Here is a 22,948-nt window from a genome sequence, read left to right as displayed (position 1 = left end):
CGCGGATCAGAAGGTTACGCCGGACTGGAGAAGGATGTTGGCGTAGGGGGAGCATTCGCCCGTGCGCACCACGGCGGCTGAGCCGGCGGTCAGCCGCTTGAACTCCTCATGCGGAACCTCGTCCAGGGCGATGGCACGGCCCTGGGCCGCTGCCATGCGCTCCAGCCGTTCGGCCAGAGCGGCGCGCAGGGACGGATTCACCGCCGCCATCTCTGCCGCGATCACAGCGCGCTCGACCATCATCTCCCCGGCAATGGCGTCGAGGATCTGGAGGAAGGAGGGCAGGCCGGGCGTGACCGCCAGATCGATGCGCTCCGGACCGGCGGGGATCGGCAGTCCGGCATCGGCGATGGTCAACGCCTGGGTATGGCCCAACGACGCGACGGCGTGGCTGAGCGGGGCATTGAGAAGGCCGATCCGTTTCATGGCAAAGCGGGCTCCAACTGGGCGGGACAGCGGGAGCCTAGCGTTATCGAAACGTTTGCGCAAACGTTTGCGGTGCTGCAGTGCACCAATTCGGTGCCGCAGCGCGGTGTGGCGGTGGCCGAAAGTGTCGGCTATCGCGGTGCTGGCACGCTGGAATATCTTTATGACGGGGTGAGTGTTGCCAACTTGACCAGCCAAGGACGCAATGAAGATGTGCAGCCCCGCTTTTGGGGCGTTGGTCAGCTGACCTGAGCAAGGCCAGTCACCTTGCGCCAAGCCGTGTCGGACTTCACGGGGCGCCACTTCGAAGGTGAGACCGTGCTCTGTGCGGTGTGCTGGGACTGCCGGTCCGGCATCAGCTACCGCGATCTCGAGCAGATGATGGCCGAGCGCGGCGTCACGGTCGATCATTCAACGATCTACCGCTTGGTGCAGAAGCACGCGCTGGAGATCGAGACGCGGCTACGCTGGCAGCGGCTCTGCCCACGGTCAACCAGTTGGCGGGTCGACAAGACCTACGCCAAGCGCTTCCTGTCCAGGGCGCTGAACGGCTTGAAGGCGTGGGAGACGCCGATGGTCATCAACACCGACAAGGCGCCAAACCCAGCAGTTCGAGCGCCAGGACGCATAGCGTCGGCGGTGATCAAGGCTCCCGCCTCGCACCGAGCTGCGCCGGACCTTCCAGAGGCCGGGCGGGAATCGGCGAGCGGACCGGGCGTGGAGGGCAAGGGCAGGAATGCTAAATTTGCTATCTAAGGATTTATCACATTCTATTTTTTCACCCTTAAGCATTGTCTGCTGGCGCAAATTTGCGCTATAAAGGTTTTGTCATCTGCCAATAAGACTACCATGCCGGGAGGTCTTGGGCATTGAGACCAAAAACTGGAGGATTTTGAATGTCGGTCAAATTTGCCGGAGCATTGGGTTTTGCGGCCTCCCTGCTGTCCGCCGTGCCGGCTCTGGCTGGAACCACCGGTGTCGTTGTGCAGAATCTTTCCGGCCAAACCGTTACGGTGTCTGGGACCAGCATCGGCCTGCCGACCTCGATCAACAACGGCAGCTCGGGATCGGGCACATCCAGCTTTTCCTCCGGTCAGCCGGACAGTGGTGTTTTGACCGTGTCGGGGGGCGGGAAATCTTGCAGCTTCTCATGGTCGCGGCCGGGGCAGCAGGTTAAGAACGGCCCGCTCTGCGGTACTTTGACCAGCTTTTCGACGAAGCTTGGAGTAGGCTCCTGGACTTGCAGCAATGTGGTCGTGAGCCAGCAGCCCTCTCCCACCTGCTCGGGCAACGTGAAGTTCACGATCCAGTAACATGCGATGGCGGGCATCCACTTGCTATGCCCGCCAGTCTTCCCGCTGACGGAGTGTCGAAAATGGCTGGAGCGATCACGGATTACAACGGCCCCAACGTCACACTTGCGGGCGGTTCCGCTTTGAAGAAATTCATGGAAAATACCGCCGCTGCAGCCAAGAAAAAAATCGAAGAAACCGGAAGCGTCGAAGGTTTCAAGGCGAATTTCAGGTCTGCCAATGGCGAGATTTCCGTAAATATCACATCCGAGTATGGGACCGACTTAAACGGCAAATCAGGCTATGCCCTATCCTATCGCCTGGAGACGACAGACAACGGCGTGCAGGTCGGTGGCGGCGAAGGTGGCGGTAAAGTTGCCGACAGTGGCGACGATATCGATGAATTTGTCTCGACCGTAGGCAAGATGAATGATTCGGTCGGAACAAAGTCATCAAAGATGACAGAGGAAGAAGAGCTTCAATACGTAAAAGAAAATTTTACGCCAGATCAATATGAAAAATTCGCCCAGAGTGTAAAGGAATCCAAAGCGGCCTATGAAGCTCAGCAGAGGGAGTCGCGAGGGGAGAAAGGCGATGGGGCCTCACCGGCATCTGGCGGCGGCACGCGGCTTGACCGGATGAAGGCGCGGAGCGAGGACGCGGCACGGCTTGCCGAACGGCTGCTGCAGGGCGTGACCGGGCAGGACCGGTCGGGCGGGAACGGCTCGGCGCATTGGCTGGCTGCCTCCCACACCGACCCCGCCGCCGACAAGTCCTCTGTCGAGACCGCGAACGAGGCGTCGTCCCTGCCTTCCTACAAGCCTGTCGATTTGAAGACCTGAACGCCGCCGGCCGGAGGCAGGAACCCGTCGGCACGACGGATGTCCGCATCCAAGGCCCGGCGCAGGCGGCGAGCACGGACGTCATCGCCCGTTCCGCTCGATCTTTGCCTGCCACAGGCGTTTTGCGTATGGTATGAATGGTTGCGGTTGTGGCAAAGGTGTTTGTGTGGCGGCTCTGAGCGCTCTCGACGCATGCGATGCGATCATACGCTGCATTGCGGTCGCCCTGGCTCTGGGATCTGCCGTTGGCGGCGTGGAGGCCGCACACGCCCAGGTGGCACCGCAACCCCGCTATGCCCACGACGGGTACGGGTCGCCGCCGCCGGCAACCGGTCCCGAGCTTCGCCTGACCTTGCCTGAGGCGGTCTATCTCGGGCTGCGGCGGAATCACGGAGTGCGGGGGGCCTATCTGCAACGGGTTCTCGACGCCTACAACCTGCATGTCGCGGAGTCCGCCTTCACCCCCCGGGGAAATCTGCTCTCCACCGTCGATGTTGACCGCACCGGCGGCAACCGCGGGGTCGCCATCGACCTGACGCCGACGGTACAGACGTTGACGCCATTGGGGACGGTCATCACGTTCGGCTGGGACCTGCGGCAAAGCAGCCGGCGGCAATCGAACGGCGGACTGTTGCGGGGGGAGTCGGCGCTCTCCCTTTCGGTCATCCAGCCGCTGCTGAAGGGGGCCGGCTTCGACATGGCGATGGCCCCGGTGCGCATCGCGCGGTTGCAGGAACGCTACAACCAGCTTCGCCTGAAGGCCGCGGTCGCCAACACCGTGACCGACATCGCCCGTGCCTATCACCAATTCGTCCAGACCCGCCAGCAGATCGCCCTGGCCGACGGCGCCCTGCAGCGCGCCCGCGATCTGGAGGCGACCAACCGCGCCCTGATCGCCGCCGGGCGGATGGCCGCTGTCGAGCTGTTCCAGGCCCAGGCGACCACGGCGGCCCAGGAACTGGCGCTGTCGCAGGCGCAAAGCGCGTTCGATGCCGCGCGGCTCTCCCTGCTGACACTGCTGGCGCTCGATCCCGACACGCGGGTCATTCCCGCCGAGCGGCTGACGGCGAAGCCGGTGCGGATCGACGTGAACGAGGTGAGGACGCTGGCCTTCGACAACAGGCCGGATTACCTGTCGCAGCTCATCGCCATCGAAAGCGCACGCGTCGGGCTGGATGTCGCCCGCAATCAAAGGCTTTGGGACGTTTCGGTGGTCGCCGGGGTAAGCGTGCCGGGGACCGGGCGCAGCGGCTGGCGGGCGTCGGAAAACCTGCCTGCCACCAAGACCGATCTGCGGGCCGGGCTGCAGCTCAACATCCCCATCAACGACCTGTCCCTGAAACAGCAGGAGGTTCAGGCGAGCGTCGGCCTGCGGCAGAACGAGGTTCTGCTGGAACAGCTGCGCGCCCAGGTCGATCAGCAGGTGCGCGACGGGGTGCGGACGGTCGACGCCATGTGGCGCCAATACACGCTCAGCCGGCAGGTGCGGGAACTGGGCGAACGGACGCTGGCCGGCGAAATGGCCAAGCTGCGCGCCGGACGGTCGAGCAACTTCCAGGTCGTGTCGTTCCAGGACCAGCTGCGTTCCGCCGAAAGCGGCGAGCTGGCGGCGCTGGTGGCCTATCTCGATGCGCTCGTCCTGCTGGACCTGCAGATCGGCACCACCATCGACACCTGGGGCATCCAGCTGAACGATCCGCCGCCATGATGCGCCAACCCATCCTCGCTCTCGACGGCGTTCACAAGAGCCATGGCCGCGCGGCAGGCACGGTTCAGGTGCTTCGCGACGTCTCGCTGGACATCCGGCATGGCGAGGTCTGCGCCATCGTCGGGTCGTCGGGGTCGGGAAAATCGACGCTGCTCTCGCTGATGGGGTTGCTGGACCGTCCGGATTCCGGGCGGCTCCGCTTCGAGGGGGAGGAGGTCGGCGCTGCCTCGGCGGACCGGCTGGCCGCACTGCGCAACCGCCGCATCGGCTTCGTCTTCCAGGCGTTCCATCTGCTGCCCCGGCTGACGGCGCTGGAGAATGTCGCCCTGCCGTTCCTGTACCGCGGCGTGCCGCCGCGCGTGGGGCGAGACCGCGCGGCGGCGATGCTGTGGCGGGTCGGACTGGGCGACCGGCTGCATCACCGGCCGGAAGAGATGTCGGGCGGTCAGCGCCAGCGCGTCGCGGTCGCCCGCGCGGTGGTCGGCGACCCGGCCCTGCTGCTGGCCGACGAGCCGACGGGAAATCTGGACAGCGCCACCGCGCGCCAGATCATCGACCTGTTTTTCGCCCTGAACGCCGATCTGGGTGTGACCGTGGCGCTCGTCACCCACGATCCCGCCATTGCGGCGCGTTGCGGGCGTCAATTGGTGATGCGGGACGGGCGTCTGGACAGCGCGGCGTCCGGTGGCGTCCCATGAAGTCCGTCAGGCCCCCGATGCCGATGGATGACGGGGAGTATGGCGGGTGCCGGTGGCGGGCGCTGGCGGCCGACGCCGTGCGCAACCTTGGAGCGATGCGGCAGCGCTCGCTTCTGGCCCTGCTCGGCATCGCCATCGGAACGGCGGCGGTGGTCGCCCTGATCTCCATCGGCGAGAATGCCAGGGAACACTCCATGCGCCAGTTCCTGGCCATGGGGGCTGACATCCTGACGGTCCAGAAGGATTTCGGCCTGTCCGGCCGGCCGGCGGCCCTGACCCTTGCCGATGTCGAGCGGCTGCGGGCGCTTCCCGGCATCGAGGAGGTCGCGCCGGTGGCGATGCTGGGGGTGGAGATCCGCCAGGGGCGCACCCGCTTGCCCAGCGCCGTCGCCGGCGTCACCCCCGATTTTTTTGCGCTGGTCCAGGCGAAAGCCGCGCAAGGCCGGATGCTGACGGATCAGGACCGCACCGCGACCGCCGTCGTTCTTGGAGCCGGGCTGGCCCGCCGCCTTGCGGAAGACGGCCGGCTCCCGGCGCCGGGCAGCCTGCTGCGGATGGGCGGATACAACCATACGGTGGTCGGCGTTCTCGCCGCAAGCGTACCGAACCCGGTATTGCCGCTGGATGTCGACAGCACGGCGTTCGTGCCCCTGTCCGGTGCGCGGCGGGTGTCGGCCAACAGCGACATCACCAACCTCGTGGTCCGCAAGACGTCGGCTGCCGCCGATCGGGCGGTGCGGCAATCGATGACCGGCCATTTCTCGGGCGGTGCTCATCCCCGCGCGGTCGTGGTGCAGAGCGCCCGCCAGTTGATCGTCGCGATGACCGATCAGGCGCGGGTTCACACCCTGCTGCTGGCCGCCATCGGCGGCGTGTCGCTGCTTGTCGGCGGGGTCGGCGTGATGAATGTGATGCTGATGGGCGTGGTGGAGCGGCGGCGCGAAATCGGCTTGCGCATGGCCTTGGGCGCCCGGCCCTTCGATGTCTGCGCAATGTTTCTGGCCGAAGCGCTCGCCCTCTCGCTCAGCGGCGGGATGGCGGGCGTCCTCCTGGGCCTCGCGGCGGCGGCGGTCTATGCATGGAATGCGGGGTGGAGCTTCGCGCCCTCGGTCCCGTCGCTGCCGCTGGGGCTTGGCATGTCCTGCGGAGTGGGGCTGTTCTTCGGACTTTACCCGGCGGTGCAGGCGTCCCGCCTGGAGCCGGTCGCGGCATTGCGCGGGGAATGAGCGCCGATGCGATCGACAGGGATGCAAGGAGCGGGGCGATGAGCGCGCAGACACCGCGCCCGGCGGGTGGCGGATCACGTCGGCGGCAGGCCCTGGACAGGCTTGTGTGGTTCTGCGGCGGCGCGCTGTGCGCCGGCCTCGTCCTGAGCGGCCCGTCCTGGCTTGAGGACGCGCAGGCCATGCTGTCCGGAAAGCGCGTCTCGACCGGCACGGCCGCGCCGATGCCTCGGGAGGTGGAACGGGAGATGGCCGCGCAGGTTCCCGTCCTGTCCGTGGCCGGAACGGTCGAACCGGGCCGCACGGTGGCGGTGGTCGCACCGTTTGCCGGATCGGTGAAGGAAAAGCGGTTCGATTACGGCCAACGGGTCGAAGCCGGTCAGGTGCTGCTGGTCATTGACGGCTTCGATATGGATATGCGCGTGCGCGATGCGGAGGCTGCCCTCCTCAAGACCGCGCAGCATCTGGATGAGGTCAGGACCTGGGCAACCGGCGCGGAGATGGCGCGTGCGCAACGCCAGGCGACCGCCGCCCGGCGGGAGGCCGAGCAGGCGCAGCGCCGTGTGCAGGATGCCAAGCCCTTGATTGCCCAGGGCATCATTCCACGGCAAGAGTATGAGGATCTGCAAAGGCAGGCCGAGGTGCTGGGGTTGAACCGCCTGGCGGCGGAAGAGGAGTTGGCCACCACCGCGAAGAAGGGTGGGCGCGATGCCGTCCGCATGGCTGAACTGGAGCATATGGGCGCCCTGGCGAAGGTCGAGGATCTGCGCCGGCAAATGGAGCGTGCGGTGGTGAAGGCCCCGGCTTCCGGCATGGTCATGAAGGCGCCAACCGCCCCGACAGCCAATACGTCCGGCGTCACGGTGGTCGAGGTTGGGGCCGGGCTGTCCCAAAACCAAAGCCTGTTCCTGATCGCCGAGATGGATAGCCTGGTGGTCGCGGCGCAGGTCGACGAGATGGACATCAACAGCCTGCGTGTCGGTCAGCCGGTTGACGTCACCGGCGATGCCTTTCCAGACAGTCCCTTGTCCGGACAGGTCGCCTGGATCGCGCAGCAGGCGACGGCCGCCGATGGAAGTGCGTCGCCCGGCGCCTCCTTCGCGGTTCGTGTGGCGCTGCCGTCTCTGTCCGACGTGCAGAAACAACGCATTCGTGTTGGCATGTCGGCAAATCTGACGATGAGAGCGAATGCAAGGCCGGGCGTTGCCGAATGAAGGGGCCCGGCTTTGTCCGAAAGACTCGGAGGCGGCGCTGGCGCACTGAAACCGTCCTGCCGGGCTCTGTTGCAAAGTTTGCCGGCGATCGCGAGATGATGGATATGGGCATCACCGCCGACGCTATGCGTCCTGGCGCTCGAACTGCTGGGTGTTGAACTGCACGGCCTCGGCGAGCGTGCCGTGGCCAATGTTGAAGGCGCGTTCGACGAGGCGTGCCTCGCCCCGCATGTTGCGGGTGAAATTGAAGCTGGACGCTTGGCCGTTGCGGAGCGCCCGCATCACCTCAAATCCCTCGATCGTCGCCTAGGCCGTCTTCAGGGCCTTGAAGCCCCGCACCGGGCGGATCAGCTGCTTCAGCTTGCCATGCTCGGCCTTCAGTTCCGCCAAGGCCGGCCCTTATCTTGGCGCCCTTGTCGGTGTTGATGGCCGCCGGCGTCTCCCACGCCTTCAAGCCGTTCAGCGCCTTGGACAGGAAGCGCCTGGCGGCGGCGGTGTTGCCACGCTTGTCGACGGATGCTCACTGTCGGCTGGTTTCGTTATTCTTCTTCGCTCGATCCTTCTTCGCCTGATCGTGATGCCACTTGATGGCGAAGAACATGCCCGTGCCTAACACGATAATCTTGAACGGGAAAAAGACCAAAGGGAACCAGTCATACATTCTGACTATCTCCAACTATGACCCTATCTGCCTCCGGGGGAATCCGACGTCGGTCAGGTCGAGCGCAAGTCTTTGTCTGCGGGCAGGGCCTCAGGCGGCTGGCTTGGTGCAGCCGTAGCGAAACGGGCCTCTCCCGCCCTGTAGGCAGGCCGGTGTTGAGAAGGGGAAGAAGCGGCCACTCCTGTTCGGATGACATCGCGTGTTCCTTCGCGAGGCTATGCGAGCAATGTCTGCATGCAATGTGTGATCGTATGCTCCATTGAGGCTGACAATGTCAACTCAAATGCATGCAATATGCTGTCAGAATTCATACAACCATGGAAGACATGGCAGGTGTCCCAGCCAGAAGCTCGGCCACGTGCCGTAACGCCTCCTGCAAATCTTGGCGGTCCTTCGGAGCGCCGAGGGCGACACGGACAGCCTCCGGCGGTGTTGAAACCGCAAAGGCATCGCTACCGACGATACCGATTTCCGTCTCGCGCAGGCGCATGATGAACTCACCTCGGGTCCATTCGCCAGGAAGCCGCAGCCACAGGTGGAATGCGCAAGGGCTACCCATGACATCTCCTGCCGACAGCGTTTCCCTCGCGATCGCGTGCCGCGCTGCCGTCTCCTGCCTGATGCCCGCAACGATGCTTGCCGCCGTGCCATTGTCGATCCAGCGTGTCGCCAGCGCCGTGGTCAGCGGCGTGGCCATGCCCGCCGTGGCCCGCACAGCCGCCGCCAGCCGGGAAACCTGGCGGGGATCGGCCACGGTGAGATAGGCGATGCGGAGTGCAGGTGAGACAGATTTGGCCAAGCCGGAGACGTGGAAGACGGACTCGGGCGCGAGTGCCGCCAGAGGAGGTGGTGCATCTGGTGCCAAGGCGCCGTAAGCGTCATCTTCGATGATGCGCACGTCATGCTGGCGCGCGATGGCCACCAACGCCCTGCGTCGTTCCAGCGGCAACGTCGCCGTGGTGGGGTTGTGCAAGGTCGGAGTGCAATAGAGCGCCTTTGGGCGGTGGGTCCGGCAGGCCTCCTCAAAGGCCTCCGGTAGCAGGCCGTCGCCGTCCATGGTCAGTGGCGCGAGCCGCAGCCGCTGATGTGCCGCCAAGCTGCGGAAGCCCGGATAGGTCAGTGCTTCGCAGCACACCACGTCGCCTGGCTCGCACAGGACACTGAGCAAGGCCAGGAGGGCGCCCTGTGCGCCAGCACAGGCCAGCACCCGCTCCGGCGGCACTGCCAAGCGGCCTTCCAGCCAACGCGCTCCGGCCTGACGGTCGGCCTGACTGCCGCCGACCTGCTGGTAGCGAAGCAGCAGATCCAGTTCCATATCCGCTGCGAAGGCGGCCATGTCGTGCCGCAGGTCGTCCTGCAAGCCCAGTCCCATGGGCAGAGGCGGCGCGTTCATCCGGAGATCGGCGGGATGCGCCGCCTGCAGGGGGGCGGGCGGCATCGGTGGTTCCGCACGGTTTGCGCGCACGAAAGTGCCGCGACCGACGCGCCCCTCCACCAGACCGCGTCGTGCCGCCTCGGCATAGGCGCGCGTGATGGTCGTGAAATCGACGCCCAGCTTCCCTGCAAGGAGACGCTGCGGTGGCAGGCGAGTACCCTGTGCGACGCGCCCCGCCCGAATGTCTTCTTCCAGGCTATCGGCGATGGAGCGGTACACCGGGCCGGCCGCGCGATCGATTGTCGGCATCCAAACCAGATCGTCATTGGCGCGCGACATGCCTCACCCTCATTCACATACAAAACAACGGCATTGTAGCTCTTGTATGTATGTATGCAAGGAGTGATCCTGCCCCTATTGGGGGCGGGCAGGCCTCATGGCCTGGCAAACCCGGCGCGGTTCACCCCGCACCCCCACTGGTCTTCCGTCATGCCCCATAAGCTGGATGCCACTCGTGCTGGACGGCATTGACGCGCCAAGCCGTAGCCATCACTCGGCGCTTGCCATTGACATGTTCCGCTGTGGGCGGCGAACGATGTACCGGACAATGGCCAGTGCAGCGAGCAGAGCCAGAGCGGCCGCACCGATCACGTTCGTCCTGACCGGCCCGATATAGATGTAGCAGGTCAGATACACCGCCGCGATCAGCACGGTCATCGCCGTCACCGGAACCCCGAATTTCAGGAATTCGATGAACGGCATATGATGGCCGTCCTTTTCAAGAAGCCCCACGGTCGTCACGTTGGCGCTCGCCCCTATCAGCGTCCCGTTGCCACCCAGACATGCCCCCAGCGCCAGCGACCACCAGAGCACATTGCTCATCAACTGGACTTCGGACCCGTCCATCCCGGTTTCTTCCAACTCCGTCGCGAAGCCGGACACGAGCACCCGCACAATCGTTACCGCCGCGATCGTGTAGGGAATGTTGTCAACCACCGCGGAAACGATCGCGCTGAACACCAGGATGAGCAGTCCTGCCATCAGCAGCTTTGCCCGAAGCCCAAGGCCGAGACTTGTCGACACCGTTTCGACCACGTCATTCAGCCAGGCGGCGGCGCTGGCGATGAGTCCGGTGTGCTCGGCCGCGCTGATGACCATGAACAGGAAGATGAAGAAGCCCAGCGTCAGCCACTCGATGCCATGTTCGAAGGAATGGGCGAACACATGGTCCGCCCTTTTCGCGCCGAGTTGCCGCCGCAGGATGGCATGCCGTCCCAGCATGGCCAAGGCCGCTCCGGCGAAGGCGATGACGCCGACCGGCAACTGCGTCAGGCTGTGGGTGAAGAAGCCCAGGAACGTCAGCCCCACCATGCACAGTGTCCAGGCCAGCACATTGGGATCGCGCAACTCCACCCGCTCCGGCACCGCTTCGGATGCATGTGCGCTGGAAAGGTCGTCGCGATACCAGAAGGCTGCAAGGAAGCAGAGAGCGACGACCATGACGATGATCGGAACGGCCAGGAAAAAGATGAAGTCCATGAAGGACAGACCGCTGGCCACTCCGACGATGACGTTGGGCGGATCGCCGATCAGCGTGGCGGTGCCGCCGATGTTCGCAGCCATGACCATCGGCATCGCCAAGGCCCAAACCGACAGGCGCAGGCTCTTTGCCGCCTTGGAGACGACCGGTGCCAGGAACAGCACGGTGGTGACGTTGTCGGCAAAGGCGGAAAGAAGGGCTGTGGCGGCAATGATGATGTTGGCGAGCGCGCTTGGCCGTCCCCTTGCCCAGCGTACCATGCGGCCGTTCAGCCAGTCGAAGACCCGAGTCTCGACCAGAATCGACACGATGGCCATCATGCTGCCGAGCAGGAAGATCACGTTCCAGTCGACTGCCCGGATGGCGGAGGCGAAATCCATGATCTTCATGGGCGTCGCCGCCGAAATGAGGAGCATCGTTCCGACGACCGCGGCGGCGGCCAGCGTCTTGTGGCAGACCTCCGCGATGAGCAACCCGAACAATGCGACGAGGAGCAGCCCGACAATCGCCTGGGCGCCTCCGCCCGTACTATAGATGAACTGTTCCGTTTCAGTCGCGAAAGTGGGGGAAGTCAGCAGCAGAACCGGAAGCATCACCGCAGTGGCTGCTTTCATGGCGCAACCTTTCATTGTTCCCTGAACCTGCTGGAGTGTGTTTGCGGCACCCTGCAGAAGAGGAGAAATGGCCTTTCATCCTCCGGAACCGGGGCGACATCTGGGGGGAACATCGTTTTCTTATATATCAATATTCAAAACGTTACCCACTCGCCGCCATATTGTCGATATCGTCGATTGCGACATTTTGGCGTCCCTGGCGATCTGGTTCGGCTGCAGTGATGTTCTCGCTTAGGTGGTGCTTCTGGCGCTGCCCTGACCGTTTGCCCCCAACTCCTCCCCGCGCCCCGTTTCGGACAACTGCAAAGCCCGCCTGGCAGGCTTGGTGAGCGACACACAAGTTGATATCCCCATCAGTCGGCAATCGAGCAAATCTTGCCAAATCGATGCGGCATGCCGCCGCACTTCATCGGCTAGGGCCTTGGAAACCCTTCGATATGACGCGAATATCCATCCGTTGGAGCTCTTGGGCGCGGTTTTGGTCCATTGACACCCCCCATAGGGCTATGCCATTCGTTTTTACGCCAATCGTCGGGGTCGCGAGATCGGCAAAGAGAAAAGTGATCGACCAAATGGGCTCCGGCTCGCCTTGCATCGCCTGAAATGGTGGGGGCTTGCCGGGTATTCACCAAGTGATACCGTGACTGCGTGAGGGTGATCTCTGAACGACGCGTGTCGATCGACATGGGCGTCGTTTATTGGGTTCGTCAGCGGATGTCATCATCCGCTGGATGATACCCGATGGGTTGCCATCATGTATTTGTCACCGCTGGCTGGCCTCACCGGCTCCACCATCGCTCCGCACCGACATGAAAAGGTGCCTCCCGCCGTCTGGACCATCGGTTCGGCCTGCCTGACCGGCATCCTTCTCGAAGTTTCGGCTCATCCCAAGCCCGGCCTCGTCACGCCGCGTTCGATGGGATCGCATTCGGACATGGATCTGCAGACGTTCATGCTGACGTCTGCGGCCATCGCACCCTGCTTCCATCGCTGTGCGGCCATCGGCCTCGCCCATGTCGGCGAACCGTCGGCGATCCTGACGCCGGTCCGTGCCGTCGGGCGCGACTATGACAGGCGTCTGTTCGCCGCTTCCAACGGCGTCAACACGCAGCGTGGCGCACTTTTCGCCCTCGGTCTCACCGCCGCTGCCGCCGGCCTTTCTCACGACGGCCACCGCCCCGTGTCCCCCGACCGTCTGTTCGCCGCCGTCGCCGCCATCACCCGCGGGATTGTCGAACGTGAACTGGCGACGTCGTACCGCGATCCCCTGACTGCGGGCGAGATCCTCTATGCCCGCCATGGAGTCACCGGCATCCGGGGTGAGGTCGAAGCCGGTTTCCCGACCGTATCCGGTCATGGTCTCCCGGCCTTGCGCGCCGCGCTGGCGCAGGGAGCCGGCCTCAATCGCGCCCTTCTTCATGCGCTCGTCGCCATCGTCGCCGAGGCCGAGGACACCACCGTCCTCTGGCGCGGCGGGCCCGAGGGCCTGGCCTTCGTGCGCGAGCGTGCTGCCCGTGTGCGTGACCTCGGTGGCGCGCTCAGCGAACGGGGCATCGCCGAGATCGATCGCTTTGCCGATGACTGCGTGTCCCGACGGCTAAGCCCTGGCGGTGCCGCCGACCTGCTGGCGGTGACCGTCGCCGTCCATCTGCTCGAGGCGGAGACATTTCCGGTCTCAGCCACCTCGCGCTTCGAGCCGCCCCCACCGAACGCCCCTGTTCCAGGAGAAAATCCATGAACGTCATCGCCTACGCGCTGATGGCCTACGGCCTCACCGCGGTGATCGCCTACGCCGTGATCGGGGTGATCGTTCTACTCAACAAAACCATGGCTGGTTCAGCCGAATAAGCCATGCGCTGAGGAGAACTCCCGTGCTACAGCAACTTTTCACCGTCTTTCCGGGCATCGGAACGCTCTTCGTGCAAGAGCCGATGATCGCCTTCGCCCGCATCGCCCTGATCGTCTTCGGCTTCTTCCTGGCCTATCTCGGCTTCAAGCGTACGTTGGAGCCCCTCATCATGGTGCCGATGGGCATCGCGATGATGTGCGTCAACGCCGGCGTGATGTTCCTGCAGGCTCAGAAGATCGGCACCCTGATGCTCGATCCGATGATTTCGGATCCGGTACAGCTCGTCAACGACATGCAGATCTACTTCCTGCAGCCGATCTACAACTTCGCCTTCTCCAATTCTCTGGTCGCCTGCATGCTTTTCTTCGGCATCGGCACCATGGCGGACATCTCCTTCATCCTCGCCCGCCCGTGGGCGGCGATGACCTGCGCGATCTTCGCCGAGATGGGCACCTTCGTCACGCTGGTGATCGGCTATTACTGTGGCCTGACCCCCGGCGAGGCGGCTGCGGTCGGCTCCATCGGCGGCGCCGACGGCCCGATGGTCCTGTTCGCCTCGCTGATGATGGCCAAGGAACTTTTCGTTCCGATCTCGATCATCGCCTACCTGTACCTGTCGCTGACCTACGCCGGCTATCCGTACCTGATGAAGCTGCTGGTGCCGGCCAAGTATCGGGCGCTGGAAGTCGAGATGGAGTTCCCGGAGGTTTCGTCGAAGTCGAAGTTCATCTTCACCATCGTCGCCGCCGCCCTGCTGTGCCTGCTGCTGCCGGTCGCCGCCCCGCTGATCATGTCCTTCTTCCTCGGCGTCGCCATCAAGGAAGCGGAGATCGAGCCGTACCAGGAGCTGCTGGAGAAGACGATCACCTACTCGTCGACCCTGATGCTGGGCCTGGTCCTCGGCGTGCTCTGCGAAGCCTCCACCCTGCTCGACGGCCGCGTCGCCATCCTGCTCGTCCTCGGCATCACCGCGCTGCTGGTGTCCGGTATTGGCGGTCTGCTCGGCGGCTGGGTCGTGTGGATGTTCAACAAGAACGGCTTCAATCCGCTGGTCGGCATCGCCGGTGTCTCCTGCGTGCCCACCACAGCGAAGCTCGCCCAGAAGGTCGCCGCCGAGGACAACCCCTACGCGATGATTCTTCCGGTCGCCATGGGCGCCAATGTCTGCGGCCTGATCGTCTCGGCCATCGCCGTCGGCATCTTCGCTTCGACCATCGGCCTCGTTGCCGCCCACTGACCCCGGCTCCGGCCCGGAGATCGATCCCATGCCCACCGCTCCCTGCCAACATCCTGGTGCCACACGGCTATCCGCGATCGAGCGGAGCGATGGCATCGGCCGGATCGTCATCGAGGCCGACCGGCTCGACAGCACGAACCGCCGTCTGGTCGAACTCGGCCGGGCCGGCGCCGGCCATGGCACCATCCTGATCGCCCGAGACCAGACCGCCGGCCGTGGCAAGGGCGAGCGGGGATGGTTCTCCGCTCCCGACGGCAGCCTCTGCCTGTCCGTTTTGGTCAGGACCGGCCGCGGCCTGCGAGAGGCGGCCCAATTGCCTCTGCTGGCCGCCGTGGCACTGCGCGAGGCGATCCTCGCGGAGACCGGTGTCGCTGCCGGCGTCAAATGGCCGAACGACCTGCTGGCTGGCGGACGGAAAATCTGCGGCATCCTCGCCGAAGCGGCCTGCGATGGTGACGGGGACCTCGATTTCGTGGTGATCGGCATGGGCATCAACCTTGCCATTCCCGAGGCCGGGTTCCCTGAAAACCTGCGCCAAGGCGCCGTTTCCCTGGCCACGCTCTCGGGCCGTCCGGTCGACCGGGATGGCTTGGTGGCAAGTCTGGCCATGCTTCTCGACGGTTGGGTCAAGCGGTGGGAAGGGCAGGGACTGCCGGCCTTCGCCGAAGCCTGGACCGCCCACGCACTTCATCTCGGCCATGTCGTCCGTCTGACCGACGGCGACGAGGATATCTGCGCCACCCTCATCGGCCTCGCGGCCGACGGGGCGCTGCGCATCTGCGACGCCGCTGGAACCGTTCGCGACGTCCATTCCGGTGAAATCCAATCCGGGGAAACCGGCCTGTTTCCGCCTGTGGCCCCGATCCCCTCGCAACTTCCCAAGACCCGCATAGGGGCATTCTCATGAAGACCGAACAACGGTGGGATAAGCTTGCAGCCGACACCCGCCAGCGCCTCGAGGCCGCCGCGCCCTACATCGGCGCCGGCAAGCGCGTAAAGGCCGAGGACACCGTCGCCCTGCTGAAGGCGGTGATCCGCTCCGGCGACCGCGTCAACATCGAAGGCAACAACCAGAAGCAGGCGGATTTCCTCGCCGATTGCCTGAACCAGGTCGATCCGGCCGAGATCCACGACCTTCATATGGTCCAATCCTGCGTGCCGCTGGCCTCGCATCTGGACATGTTCGAGCGCGGCATCGCCAAGAAGCTCGACTTCGCCTTCGGCGGACCGCAGTCCGGCCGCGTCGCCAAGTTCATCCGCGAAGGCAAGATCCAGCTCGGTGCCATCCACACCTATCTCGAGCTGTTCGGCCGCTATTTCCTCGACCTGACGCCGCGCGTCTCGCTGATCTGTGCCTATGAGGCCGACCGCGAGGGCAACCTCTACACCGGCTTCAACACCGAAGACACGCCGGTCATCGTCGAGGCGACCAAGTTCCGCCAGGGCATCGTCATCGCCCAGGTGAACAAGATCGTCGACAAGCTGCCCCGCGTCGACATCCCGGCCGATTGGGTCGACGCCGTCGTCGAGAGCCCGAAGCCCTTCTTCATCGAGCCGCTGTTCACCCGCGACCCCGGCCTGGTCACCGACAACCATATCCTGCTCGGCATGCTGGCCCTGAAGGGCATCTATGCCGAATACAAGGTCAAGCGGATCAACCACGGCATCGGCTTCCTGACCTCGGCCATCGAGCTGATCCTGCCGACCTACGGCGCCGAACTCGGCCTGAAGGGCGAGGTCTGCACCCATATGGTGCTGAACCCGCACCCGACGATGATCCCGGCCATCGAAGCCGGCTGGGTCGACACCATCCACTGCTTCGGCGGCGAGTTGGGGATGGAGGAGTATGTCAAGGCGCGCTCCGACATCTTCTTCACCGGGCCGGACGGCTCGCTGCGCTCCAACCGCGCCTTCGCCCAGACCGCCGGGCATTACGCGCTCGACATGTTCATCGGCGGCACGCTGCAGATCGACCCGTGGGGCAACTCCTCCACCGCGACGGCCAACCGCGTTTCCGGCTTCGGCGGCGCGCCGAACATGGGCTGCGACCCCAAGGGCCGGCGCCATGTGACCGAAAGCTGGCTGAAATGCGGGCAGGAGGTTCCGCACATGGCCGACCAGATCGGCGTCATGCCGCGCGGCAAGCGTCTGGTCGTGCAGGGTGCCGAGACCTTCGGCGAGGGCCGCGCCCCGACCTTCGTCGAGAAGCTCGACGCCTGGCAGTTGGCGGAGAATGCCGGTCTCGACCTGCCGCCGGTCATGATCTACGGCGATGACGTCACCCACATCGTGACCGAGGAAGGCGTGGCCTACCTCAACCGCGCGCCGGACATGGCCACCCGCATGGCCGCGATCCGCGCCGCCGCCGGCTACACCGAGGTCGGGCTGAAGGCCGATCCGGCCGAAACCAAGCGCCTGCGCGAAGCGAACATCTTCAAGACCCCGGAAGACCTCGGCATCGACCGCAACCGTGCCAACCGCGACCTGCTCGCGGCCCGCTCGATGCGCGACCTCGTCGACATCTCGGGCGGCCTCTACAACCCGCCGACCCGCTTCCGCAACTGGTGATCGGAGTCCGACATGTCTCTCGAAACGATCGAATTCACCGTCGCCGGGGATGGCCGCTCCGCCCCGCTCGCCGGGCGTGCCCATTGCGGCGTCGTCGGCTCCGGCGACCTTGAGGTGCTGCTGGAGCCGAAGACCGGCGAAAGCGCGGTGTCGGTGCGGATCGTCACCCCCGTCAAGGGCTTCGACGCCCTGTGGAAGCGCGTGGTCGAGCATTTCGTCACCGAATCCGGGGTCGCCGGCCTGTCCATCGAGATCAACGACAACAACGCTTCGCCCGCCATCGTCGCCCTGCGCCTGCGCCAGGCGCTGGCCGAGGCGCGGGCTTGAAGCGAGGAGTTCCGAGCATGCCCAACTGGAGCAGACTTCAGACGAATTCCTTCCTGGAATGCAGCGCGCGCGACCGCGCCGTCGGTCTTGTCGACGAGGGGAGCTTCGTCGAACTCGGCGGCCCCTTCGACCGCCTGGTCAGCCCCCATCTCGTCGCCCTTGGCGAAGCGGTGGAGAATGACGACGGCATCGTGACCGGCGTCGGCCGCATCGGCACCCGCCCGGTCTTCGTGATCTCGCAGGAAGGCCGCTTCATCGGCGGTTCGGTCGGCGAGGTCGGCGGCGCCAAGATGGTCGGCATCATCGACATGGCCATCGAGTTCAACGACCGCCTCGTCGCCGAGAACCCCGACCTGCCGGCGGCGGCGCGTCCGCTCGTCGCCATCTCCTTCGAGACCGGCGGCGTCCGCCTGCACGAGGCCAACGCCGGGCTTCTCGCCCATGCCGAGGTAATGGACGCCCTGCAGCGTGCCCGCCACAAGGTGCCGGTTGTCGCCCTCATCGGCTCGCGCATCGGCTGCTTCGGCGGCATGGGCTTCGTCGCCGCCGCCACCGACGCCATCGTGATGAGCGAGTTCGGCCGCCTCGGCCTCACCGGTCCCGAGGTGATCGAGCAGGAGATGGGCAAGGACGAGTTCGACGCCTCGAACCGCGCCCTTGTGTACCGCACCACCGGCGGCCGCCACAAATACGTGATGGGCGACGCCAACTTCCTGGTGGACGACACCGTCGCCGCCTTCCGCGCCCAGCTTGCCGACCTCTGCGCCCTGCCGGTCGCGTCCTTCGAGGCGATGCGCCGGATCGGTTCGCCGGAACTGGTCGAGAAGCAGCTGCGCGGTGTCGCGCTGGCGGCGGAACTCAAGCCGACCGATGCGCGCGACATCTGGCGCCATGCCGGCAACAACGACCCTGTCGGTCTCGCCGACGGCCCGCTTTCGGACTTCCGCAAGTCCGTCCGCCGTCTGGCGCTGTGATCGGAGAAAGACCCATGGAAACTCTGTTGGGACAAGGCCGCGCGGCCATCGACCTGATCGTCGATGCCGGCAGCTTCACCGAGGGCACCGTCGGTGCGCGGACCTTCGACGATCCGGATTTCGGCCCCGGCGCCGTGGTCGGCACCGCCCAGCTGGACGGTGAGACGGTCACGGTCATCGCCTCCGACGCCGAGGCCTTCAACGAGAAGTTCCCGGTCGTCTATTCCGGCATCATCGGCATGGAGGAAGGCTACAAGATGGCGCAGGCCGTCTATGCCACTCTCGCCGCCGATGCCGAGAAGGAAGCGGCCAGGAAGCGCGCCATCGTGCTGATCGTCGACACCCCCGGCAACGGTCCGGGCAAGGTCGAGGAGCTGTTCGGCATGAACAAGGCGACCGGCGCCTATCAGCTGGCACTGGCCGAGGCGCGGCTGGCCGGACATCCCATCGTCGCGATGGTGGTCGGGCGCGCCATCTCCGGTGCCTTCCTCTGCCATGGACTGCAGGCCGACCGCATCCTGTCGCTGACCTCCGAATTCCAGACGATGATCCACGTCATGCCGATTACCTCGGTGTCGCGAATCATCAAGAAGGACGTCGAGCTGCTGGAGGAGCTGGCCAAGGCGAACCCGGTTTTCGCCGCCGGTCCGGCCTTCTTCTACAAGCTCGGCGGCGTGGAGCGCCTGGTCGAGAGCATCGATGGCATGCGTCCCGCAATCGCCGCCCAGATCGCCGACATCCGCAAGGCCAAGTCGGACGGGGCCGCGACGGCGCTGACCGGTCCGCGCGGCCGCGGCGCGCTCGGCGCCGAGCGCGGCGGGCGCACCGTCCGCCCGAAGGTCCAGGAGCTGCTGCGTGCCGAATTCGCCGCCGTCGAGGACCGTTTCCGCCCGCGCGCCAACTGACGACGCAACGACCGGGAACAGGGCGAACAGGAAAGGGGTGTGCCATGTCCGAAATCTTCGAACAGTACGCGGCGGTGGCCGACGCGTTCTCGACCGTGCCGACCTTCGCCGAGATGCCCCGCCGCACGCTGGCGGACAAGGGCATCGCCGGTCCGACGGCCGCGCACATCGTCGAGGAGGTGCACACCCCCTTCAACCTCGCCTATCTGACCTTCACGACGGGATCGTCGGCGTTCCAGAACATCGTCGGTGTCGCCCACACCGAGATCGAGGCGCGCTGCGAGGCGACCCGCCGGGTGATGGAGGCCATCGGGGCGAAACCGGGCGACCGGATGCTCGTCACCTACCCGCCGCTCGTCAACGTCTTCTCCCGTCTGGCGTTGGAGAGTTGCGGCATCGAGTGGTTCTTTCTCGACCGGTCGAGCCGCGGGGCTTTCATCACCGCCTTCTGCGGACGGCACCCGGACATCGTGTTGGGTGAATCGTCCTTCATCCGGGCCAGCATCGGCGAGGCCGTCTCCCTCGGCCTCGCCGGCGATTTCCCTCAGCATTGCCGCATCGTCGTGGCGGGCACGCCGCTGGATCTCGACCTCCTGAGCCGGGTCGAGCGCTTCGGCTGGCCCGTCCACGACCTCTACGGCTGCCAGGAATTCGGCTGGCTCACCCTCGACGGCCATCCCCTGCGCGACGACCTGTCGCTCGCGCCGTCGCCGGCCGGCGAAGGGTGGGCGGAACTGGTGGTCGGCGGGCTGCCGATGGGCGACAGCTTCCCGATCTCGGAGACGGGCCATGCCTGTTCCCCGACCGGGCGGATCATCACCTATCGCCGCCGCCGCACCCACCCGGAATACGAGGTCTTCGTCCGCGCGACGACGCTCGCCAGCAGCGAGACCGTCGAACGGGCGGCACGGACGATCCTGCGCATCAAGGGCAGGGTGGTGAAGGTGGATCCCGACCTTCGGACATCGGCCCCCGCCACTGTCCTCCATCTCGTCCCCGGCATCGGCCAAGGGGCGGAGCCGTTCGAACTGAGCGGACCCGTCGCCACCCGTGCCTTCGACGATCTGGTCCGCGCCCAGGCCGAGGTCCAGGCGATGGCGAAGACCGATCCGACCTGGACGAAAACGCGATGACGCCCGCACCAGCCCTGCCGGCGTTGACGCGCCACGTCATGGTCGACATCGGGCCGGCCCATCGCCGTCCCGTCGCCGACGCGCTCCGTGACGGCCTGCTGCCGATGCATCGCCGCCCCGATGTGGCGGAGCGTATTCGCGACGTCTTTCTCGCCACGGCGATTCCCGGGATCGTCTGCACGCCGAAGGCGCCGCTGCCGGACGGCAGCATCCAGATCGGTGTGTCCTTCCCCTTCCGCGAGGACGGGGTTCGGGTGCGCTCCGCCGTGGCGCTGCCGCGGTCGGGCGTCGTCGGGATCCATACGCCTTGGGACATCGCCGGCCGCATCGGATCCGGTGACTTCCCGGCGGCGGGCGAGCTGCTGGAGCTCGCCGGTCTCGGCCAGGTCCACGGGGTCGCCGTCGGTCTCTTCGGATCGGCGGCTCTCCAGGCACTGACCGGTCTGCCCTACATGGAGTCGTCCTCCGACATCGACGCGGTCGTCGTCGCCCGCTCGGCCGCCGGATTGCGCGCCTTCCATGCCGCGCTCGCCGATGTCGCGAAGCGGCACAACCGGAAATACGACGTCGAGGTCGCCGCTCCCGGCGGTCTCGGCATCAAGCTCACAGAACTCGTGTCGGACGTCGCTGCGGTCGCAGGCCGCGGAATGGACGGCGTCCGTCTCGTCGACAGACGCCGGGTGCTCGACGAGATCGACACGTTGCCCCCCCTCGGCCCGGCGCCGTGAACCAGGGCCGCAGGCCCGCATCAAATCAAGGAAAAGACACCATGGAACTCAAGTCGAAGATGCCGTCCAAGATCGAAGCCATCAAGGTCGCGGTCGGCGACAGCGTGACCAAGGGCACGGAGCTCGCCGTGCTGGAAGCCATGAAGATGAAGAACCCGCTGGTTTGCCCGGTCGACGGCACGGTGAAGTCGATCGCCGTCGCCGTCGGCGACCGCGTCAAGCCCGGCGCCCTGATCATGGTCGTCGAATAAGTTGAGTAAAACTCTCCCGGGGAATGTTTCGGCATTTCTCGGGAGGCCGACCTCCATCGAAAAAATTCTTCAGAATTGGCGATCGGCAAAGTCGAAGTGGTTTCGCATAAATAAAACCACCCCTTGAATGCAGGCTCTTCCATTTGGGGCTTGAGCCGGCATTCTCTTCGAGGAATACGCCAAATGATCATCTACGGTGTGATGGTCCTGGGCCTGTGCATGTTCATCGGAACGGCAATCGGCCTGACACTCGGCATTCTGCTCGGGATTCCCAGCGACATCGGCGGCGTCGGCTTCGCGATGCTGCTGCTCGTCTTCGTGACGCCATGGGTGAAGGCGAAGGGCTGGCTGCCCAAGGCGTCGGAAGACGGCATCATGTTCTGGAACGCCATGTACATCCCCGTCGTCATCGCGATGGCAGCGACCCAGAACGTCGCGGCAGCGCTGTCGGGCGGCTGGATCGCCTTCATCGCCGGGATTCTGTCCGTCGTCGTCTGCTTCGTCCTGATCCGTCCGCTGGCCGCGATGGCCGGGGCCGCGACCTCGACCTTCGGCGACGAAACCGAACCCAGCAAGGCCTGACAGGGGAGACATCGTCATGAACAACGCATTCGTCGCGTCCCTGGTCGGCGACCGTCCGCTGATCTTCGCCTTCGTGATCGTCGGCATCCTGACCTGGCTCTGCTTCGCCTTCTCCAAACACATCACCAGGAACCGCATCCACGGTTCGGCGGTGGCGATCATCGTCGGGCTGGCCCTGGCCTATTTCGGCGGAATCGCCACCGGCGGCAAGAAGGGCATCGCCGACATCCCGATGTTCGCCGGCTTCGCCCTGATGGGCGGCGCCATGCTGCGCGATTTCTGCATCGTCTCGACCGCCTATGGCGTGAAGCTGTCCGAGCTGAAGAAGGCCGGCCTTGCCGGTGTGCTGTCGCTGGTCATCGGCACGGCGCTCGCCTTCGTGGTCGGCGTTGCCGTCGCCTATGCCTTCGGCTACCGCGATACGGTTTCGCTGACCACCATCGGCGCCGGCGCGGTGACCTTCATCGTCGGCCCGGTGACCGGCTCGGCGGTCGGCGCCTCCTCCACCGTGATCGCCCTGTCGGTCGCCGCCGGCGTCGTCAAGTCCATCGCGGTGATGATCCTGACGCCGTTCCTGGCCAAGCCCTTCGGCCTGACCAACCCGGCCGCGGCCATGGTCTATGGCGGCCTGATGGGGACCACCAGCGGCACCGCCGCCGGCCTCGCGGCCACCGATGCGCGTCTGGTGCCCTACGGTGCGCTGACCGCGACCTTCTACACCGGTTTCGGCTGCCTCGTCTGCCCGTCGGTCGGCTTCATCCTGATGAAGGCGATCTTCGGCTGAGATCGTCGGCCCGTCAT

Annotated in this window: 23 protein-coding genes and 2 pseudogenes; 20 read left to right on the top strand and 5 right to left on the bottom strand. The window is 65.5% G+C overall.

The window, feature by feature from the left end; all coding sequences use genetic code 11:
* Window positions 1-6: 6 nt before the first annotated feature.
* On the bottom strand, window positions 7-426 hold the full coding sequence (gene rbsD, locus A6A40_RS22995) for a D-ribose pyranase (protein ID WP_108548213.1): 420 nt from the start codon (window positions 424-426) through the stop codon (window positions 7-9).
* Window positions 427-498: 72 nt separating this feature from the next.
* Here rbsD and A6A40_RS30515 point away from each other — a divergent pair, with 72 nt between their 5' ends.
* From A6A40_RS30515 to A6A40_RS22960, 8 genes and pseudogenes are all read left to right on the top strand, one after another.
* Window positions 499-678 (top strand): hypothetical protein, encoded by a 180-nt coding sequence (locus A6A40_RS30515; protein ID WP_146191616.1) that lies wholly within the window; start codon window positions 499-501, stop codon window positions 676-678.
* A gap of 27 nt (window positions 679-705) precedes the next feature.
* Window positions 706-1,026 (top strand): annotated as a pseudogene (locus tag A6A40_RS22990) (IS6 family transposase); the annotation flags it as partial.
* A gap of 296 nt (window positions 1,027-1,322) precedes the next feature.
* Entirely contained in the window at window positions 1,323-1,739 is a 417-nt protein-coding gene (locus A6A40_RS30510) for a hypothetical protein (protein ID WP_146191615.1), read from the top strand.
* Window positions 1,740-1,801: 62 nt separating this feature from the next.
* Window positions 1,802-2,560, top strand: coding sequence for a hypothetical protein (locus tag A6A40_RS22980; protein ID WP_236783978.1), 759 nt, complete (start codon window positions 1,802-1,804; stop codon window positions 2,558-2,560).
* A 274-nt stretch (window positions 2,561-2,834) separates the two neighbouring features.
* Entirely contained in the window at window positions 2,835-4,268 is a 1,434-nt protein-coding gene (locus A6A40_RS22975; RefSeq protein ID WP_236783977.1) for a TolC family protein, read from the top strand.
* Window positions 4,265-4,966, top strand: a complete 702-nt coding sequence (locus tag A6A40_RS22970; protein ID WP_108548209.1) for an ABC transporter ATP-binding protein — start codon at window positions 4,265-4,267, stop codon at window positions 4,964-4,966. Before A6A40_RS22975 ends, A6A40_RS22970 begins: the two co-directional genes overlap by 4 nt.
* Window positions 4,963-6,192 (top strand): ABC transporter permease, encoded by a 1,230-nt coding sequence (locus A6A40_RS22965; RefSeq protein WP_108548208.1) that lies wholly within the window; start codon window positions 4,963-4,965, stop codon window positions 6,190-6,192. The genes A6A40_RS22970 and A6A40_RS22965 overlap by 4 nt, the downstream gene beginning before the upstream one ends.
* Window positions 6,193-6,230: 38 nt before the next feature.
* Window positions 6,231-7,403: an HlyD family secretion protein gene (locus A6A40_RS22960; RefSeq protein WP_108548207.1), complete on the top strand. Its 1,173-nt coding sequence runs from the start codon at window positions 6,231-6,233 to the stop codon at window positions 7,401-7,403.
* A gap of 123 nt (window positions 7,404-7,526) precedes the next feature.
* Here A6A40_RS22960 and A6A40_RS31660 read toward each other — a convergent pair.
* From A6A40_RS31660 to A6A40_RS22945, 4 genes and pseudogenes are all read right to left on the bottom strand, one after another.
* A pseudogene (locus A6A40_RS31660) lies at window positions 7,527-7,902 on the bottom strand (DDE-type integrase/transposase/recombinase); the annotation flags it as partial.
* A 21-nt stretch (window positions 7,903-7,923) separates the two neighbouring features.
* Window positions 7,924-8,064, bottom strand: a complete 141-nt coding sequence (locus A6A40_RS31015) for a hypothetical protein (protein ID WP_167562519.1) — start codon at window positions 8,062-8,064, stop codon at window positions 7,924-7,926.
* Between the two features lie 307 nt (window positions 8,065-8,371).
* Complete coding sequence (locus A6A40_RS22950; RefSeq protein WP_108548206.1) at window positions 8,372-9,778, bottom strand: aminotransferase-like domain-containing protein; 1,407 nt, start codon at window positions 9,776-9,778, stop codon at window positions 8,372-8,374.
* A gap of 210 nt (window positions 9,779-9,988) precedes the next feature.
* The gene (locus tag A6A40_RS22945) at window positions 9,989-11,593 is read right to left on the bottom strand and encodes an ArsB/NhaD family transporter (protein WP_158279348.1); all 1,605 of its coding nucleotides are present in this window, start codon (window positions 11,591-11,593) and stop codon (window positions 9,989-9,991) included.
* A gap of 754 nt (window positions 11,594-12,347) precedes the next feature.
* On the opposite strand from A6A40_RS22945, the gene mdcB reads away from it, so the two are divergent.
* The 12 genes from mdcB to madM all read left to right on the top strand — a co-directional run bounded on the left by mdcB (window position 12,348) and on the right by madM (window position 22,931).
* A complete protein-coding gene (mdcB, locus tag A6A40_RS22940; RefSeq protein ID WP_108548204.1) occupies window positions 12,348-13,331 on the top strand; it encodes a triphosphoribosyl-dephospho-CoA synthase MdcB in 984 nt (327 codons plus the stop codon).
* 133 nt (window positions 13,332-13,464) lie between these two features.
* Window positions 13,465-14,679 (top strand): Na+-transporting malonate decarboxylase, carboxybiotin decarboxylase subunit, encoded by a 1,215-nt coding sequence (gene madB, locus A6A40_RS22935; protein ID WP_108548203.1) that lies wholly within the window; start codon window positions 13,465-13,467, stop codon window positions 14,677-14,679.
* Between the two features lie 28 nt (window positions 14,680-14,707).
* Entirely contained in the window at window positions 14,708-15,586 is an 879-nt protein-coding gene (locus A6A40_RS22930; RefSeq protein ID WP_108548202.1) for a biotin--[acetyl-CoA-carboxylase] ligase, read from the top strand.
* The gene (mdcA, locus tag A6A40_RS22925) at window positions 15,583-17,247 is read left to right on the top strand and encodes a malonate decarboxylase subunit alpha (RefSeq protein WP_108548201.1); all 1,665 of its coding nucleotides are present in this window, start codon (window positions 15,583-15,585) and stop codon (window positions 17,245-17,247) included. Before A6A40_RS22930 ends, mdcA begins: the two co-directional genes overlap by 4 nt.
* A 12-nt stretch (window positions 17,248-17,259) precedes the next feature.
* Window positions 17,260-17,574, top strand: coding sequence for a malonate decarboxylase acyl carrier protein (gene mdcC, locus A6A40_RS22920; protein WP_108548200.1), 315 nt, complete (start codon window positions 17,260-17,262; stop codon window positions 17,572-17,574).
* 17 nt (window positions 17,575-17,591) lie between these two features.
* Window positions 17,592-18,548 carry a biotin-independent malonate decarboxylase subunit beta gene (locus A6A40_RS22915; protein ID WP_108548199.1) on the top strand — a complete coding sequence of 319 codons (957 nt, stop codon included), beginning with the start codon at window positions 17,592-17,594 and terminating at the stop codon, window positions 18,546-18,548.
* 14 nt (window positions 18,549-18,562) lie between these two features.
* Window positions 18,563-19,453, top strand: coding sequence for a biotin-independent malonate decarboxylase subunit gamma (gene mdcE, locus A6A40_RS22910; RefSeq protein WP_108548198.1), 891 nt, complete (start codon window positions 18,563-18,565; stop codon window positions 19,451-19,453).
* A 44-nt stretch (window positions 19,454-19,497) separates the two neighbouring features.
* The gene (locus A6A40_RS22905) at window positions 19,498-20,586 is read left to right on the top strand and encodes an AMP-binding protein (RefSeq protein ID WP_108548197.1); all 1,089 of its coding nucleotides are present in this window, start codon (window positions 19,498-19,500) and stop codon (window positions 20,584-20,586) included.
* Complete coding sequence (gene mdcG / locus A6A40_RS22900) at window positions 20,583-21,314, top strand: malonate decarboxylase holo-[acyl-carrier-protein] synthase (protein WP_236783976.1); 732 nt, start codon at window positions 20,583-20,585, stop codon at window positions 21,312-21,314. The genes A6A40_RS22905 and mdcG overlap by 4 nt, the downstream gene beginning before the upstream one ends.
* Before the next feature lie 41 nt (window positions 21,315-21,355).
* Entirely contained in the window at window positions 21,356-21,565 is a 210-nt protein-coding gene (locus tag A6A40_RS22895) for a biotin/lipoyl-containing protein (RefSeq protein ID WP_108548196.1), read from the top strand.
* Window positions 21,566-21,748: 183 nt separating this feature from the next.
* Window positions 21,749-22,147: a malonate transporter subunit MadL gene (madL, locus tag A6A40_RS22890; protein ID WP_108548195.1), complete on the top strand. Its 399-nt coding sequence runs from the start codon at window positions 21,749-21,751 to the stop codon at window positions 22,145-22,147.
* A gap of 16 nt (window positions 22,148-22,163) precedes the next feature.
* Window positions 22,164-22,931 (top strand): malonate transporter subunit MadM, encoded by a 768-nt coding sequence (madM, locus tag A6A40_RS22885; RefSeq protein ID WP_108548194.1) that lies wholly within the window; start codon window positions 22,164-22,166, stop codon window positions 22,929-22,931.
* Window positions 22,932-22,948 lie beyond the last annotated feature (17 nt).

It is taken from the genome of Azospirillum humicireducens (assembly GCF_001639105.2).
GTDB classification, from domain to species: Bacteria; Pseudomonadota; Alphaproteobacteria; order Azospirillales; family Azospirillaceae; genus Azospirillum; species Azospirillum humicireducens.
This window is presented reverse-complemented; position numbering and strand designations above follow the sequence as displayed.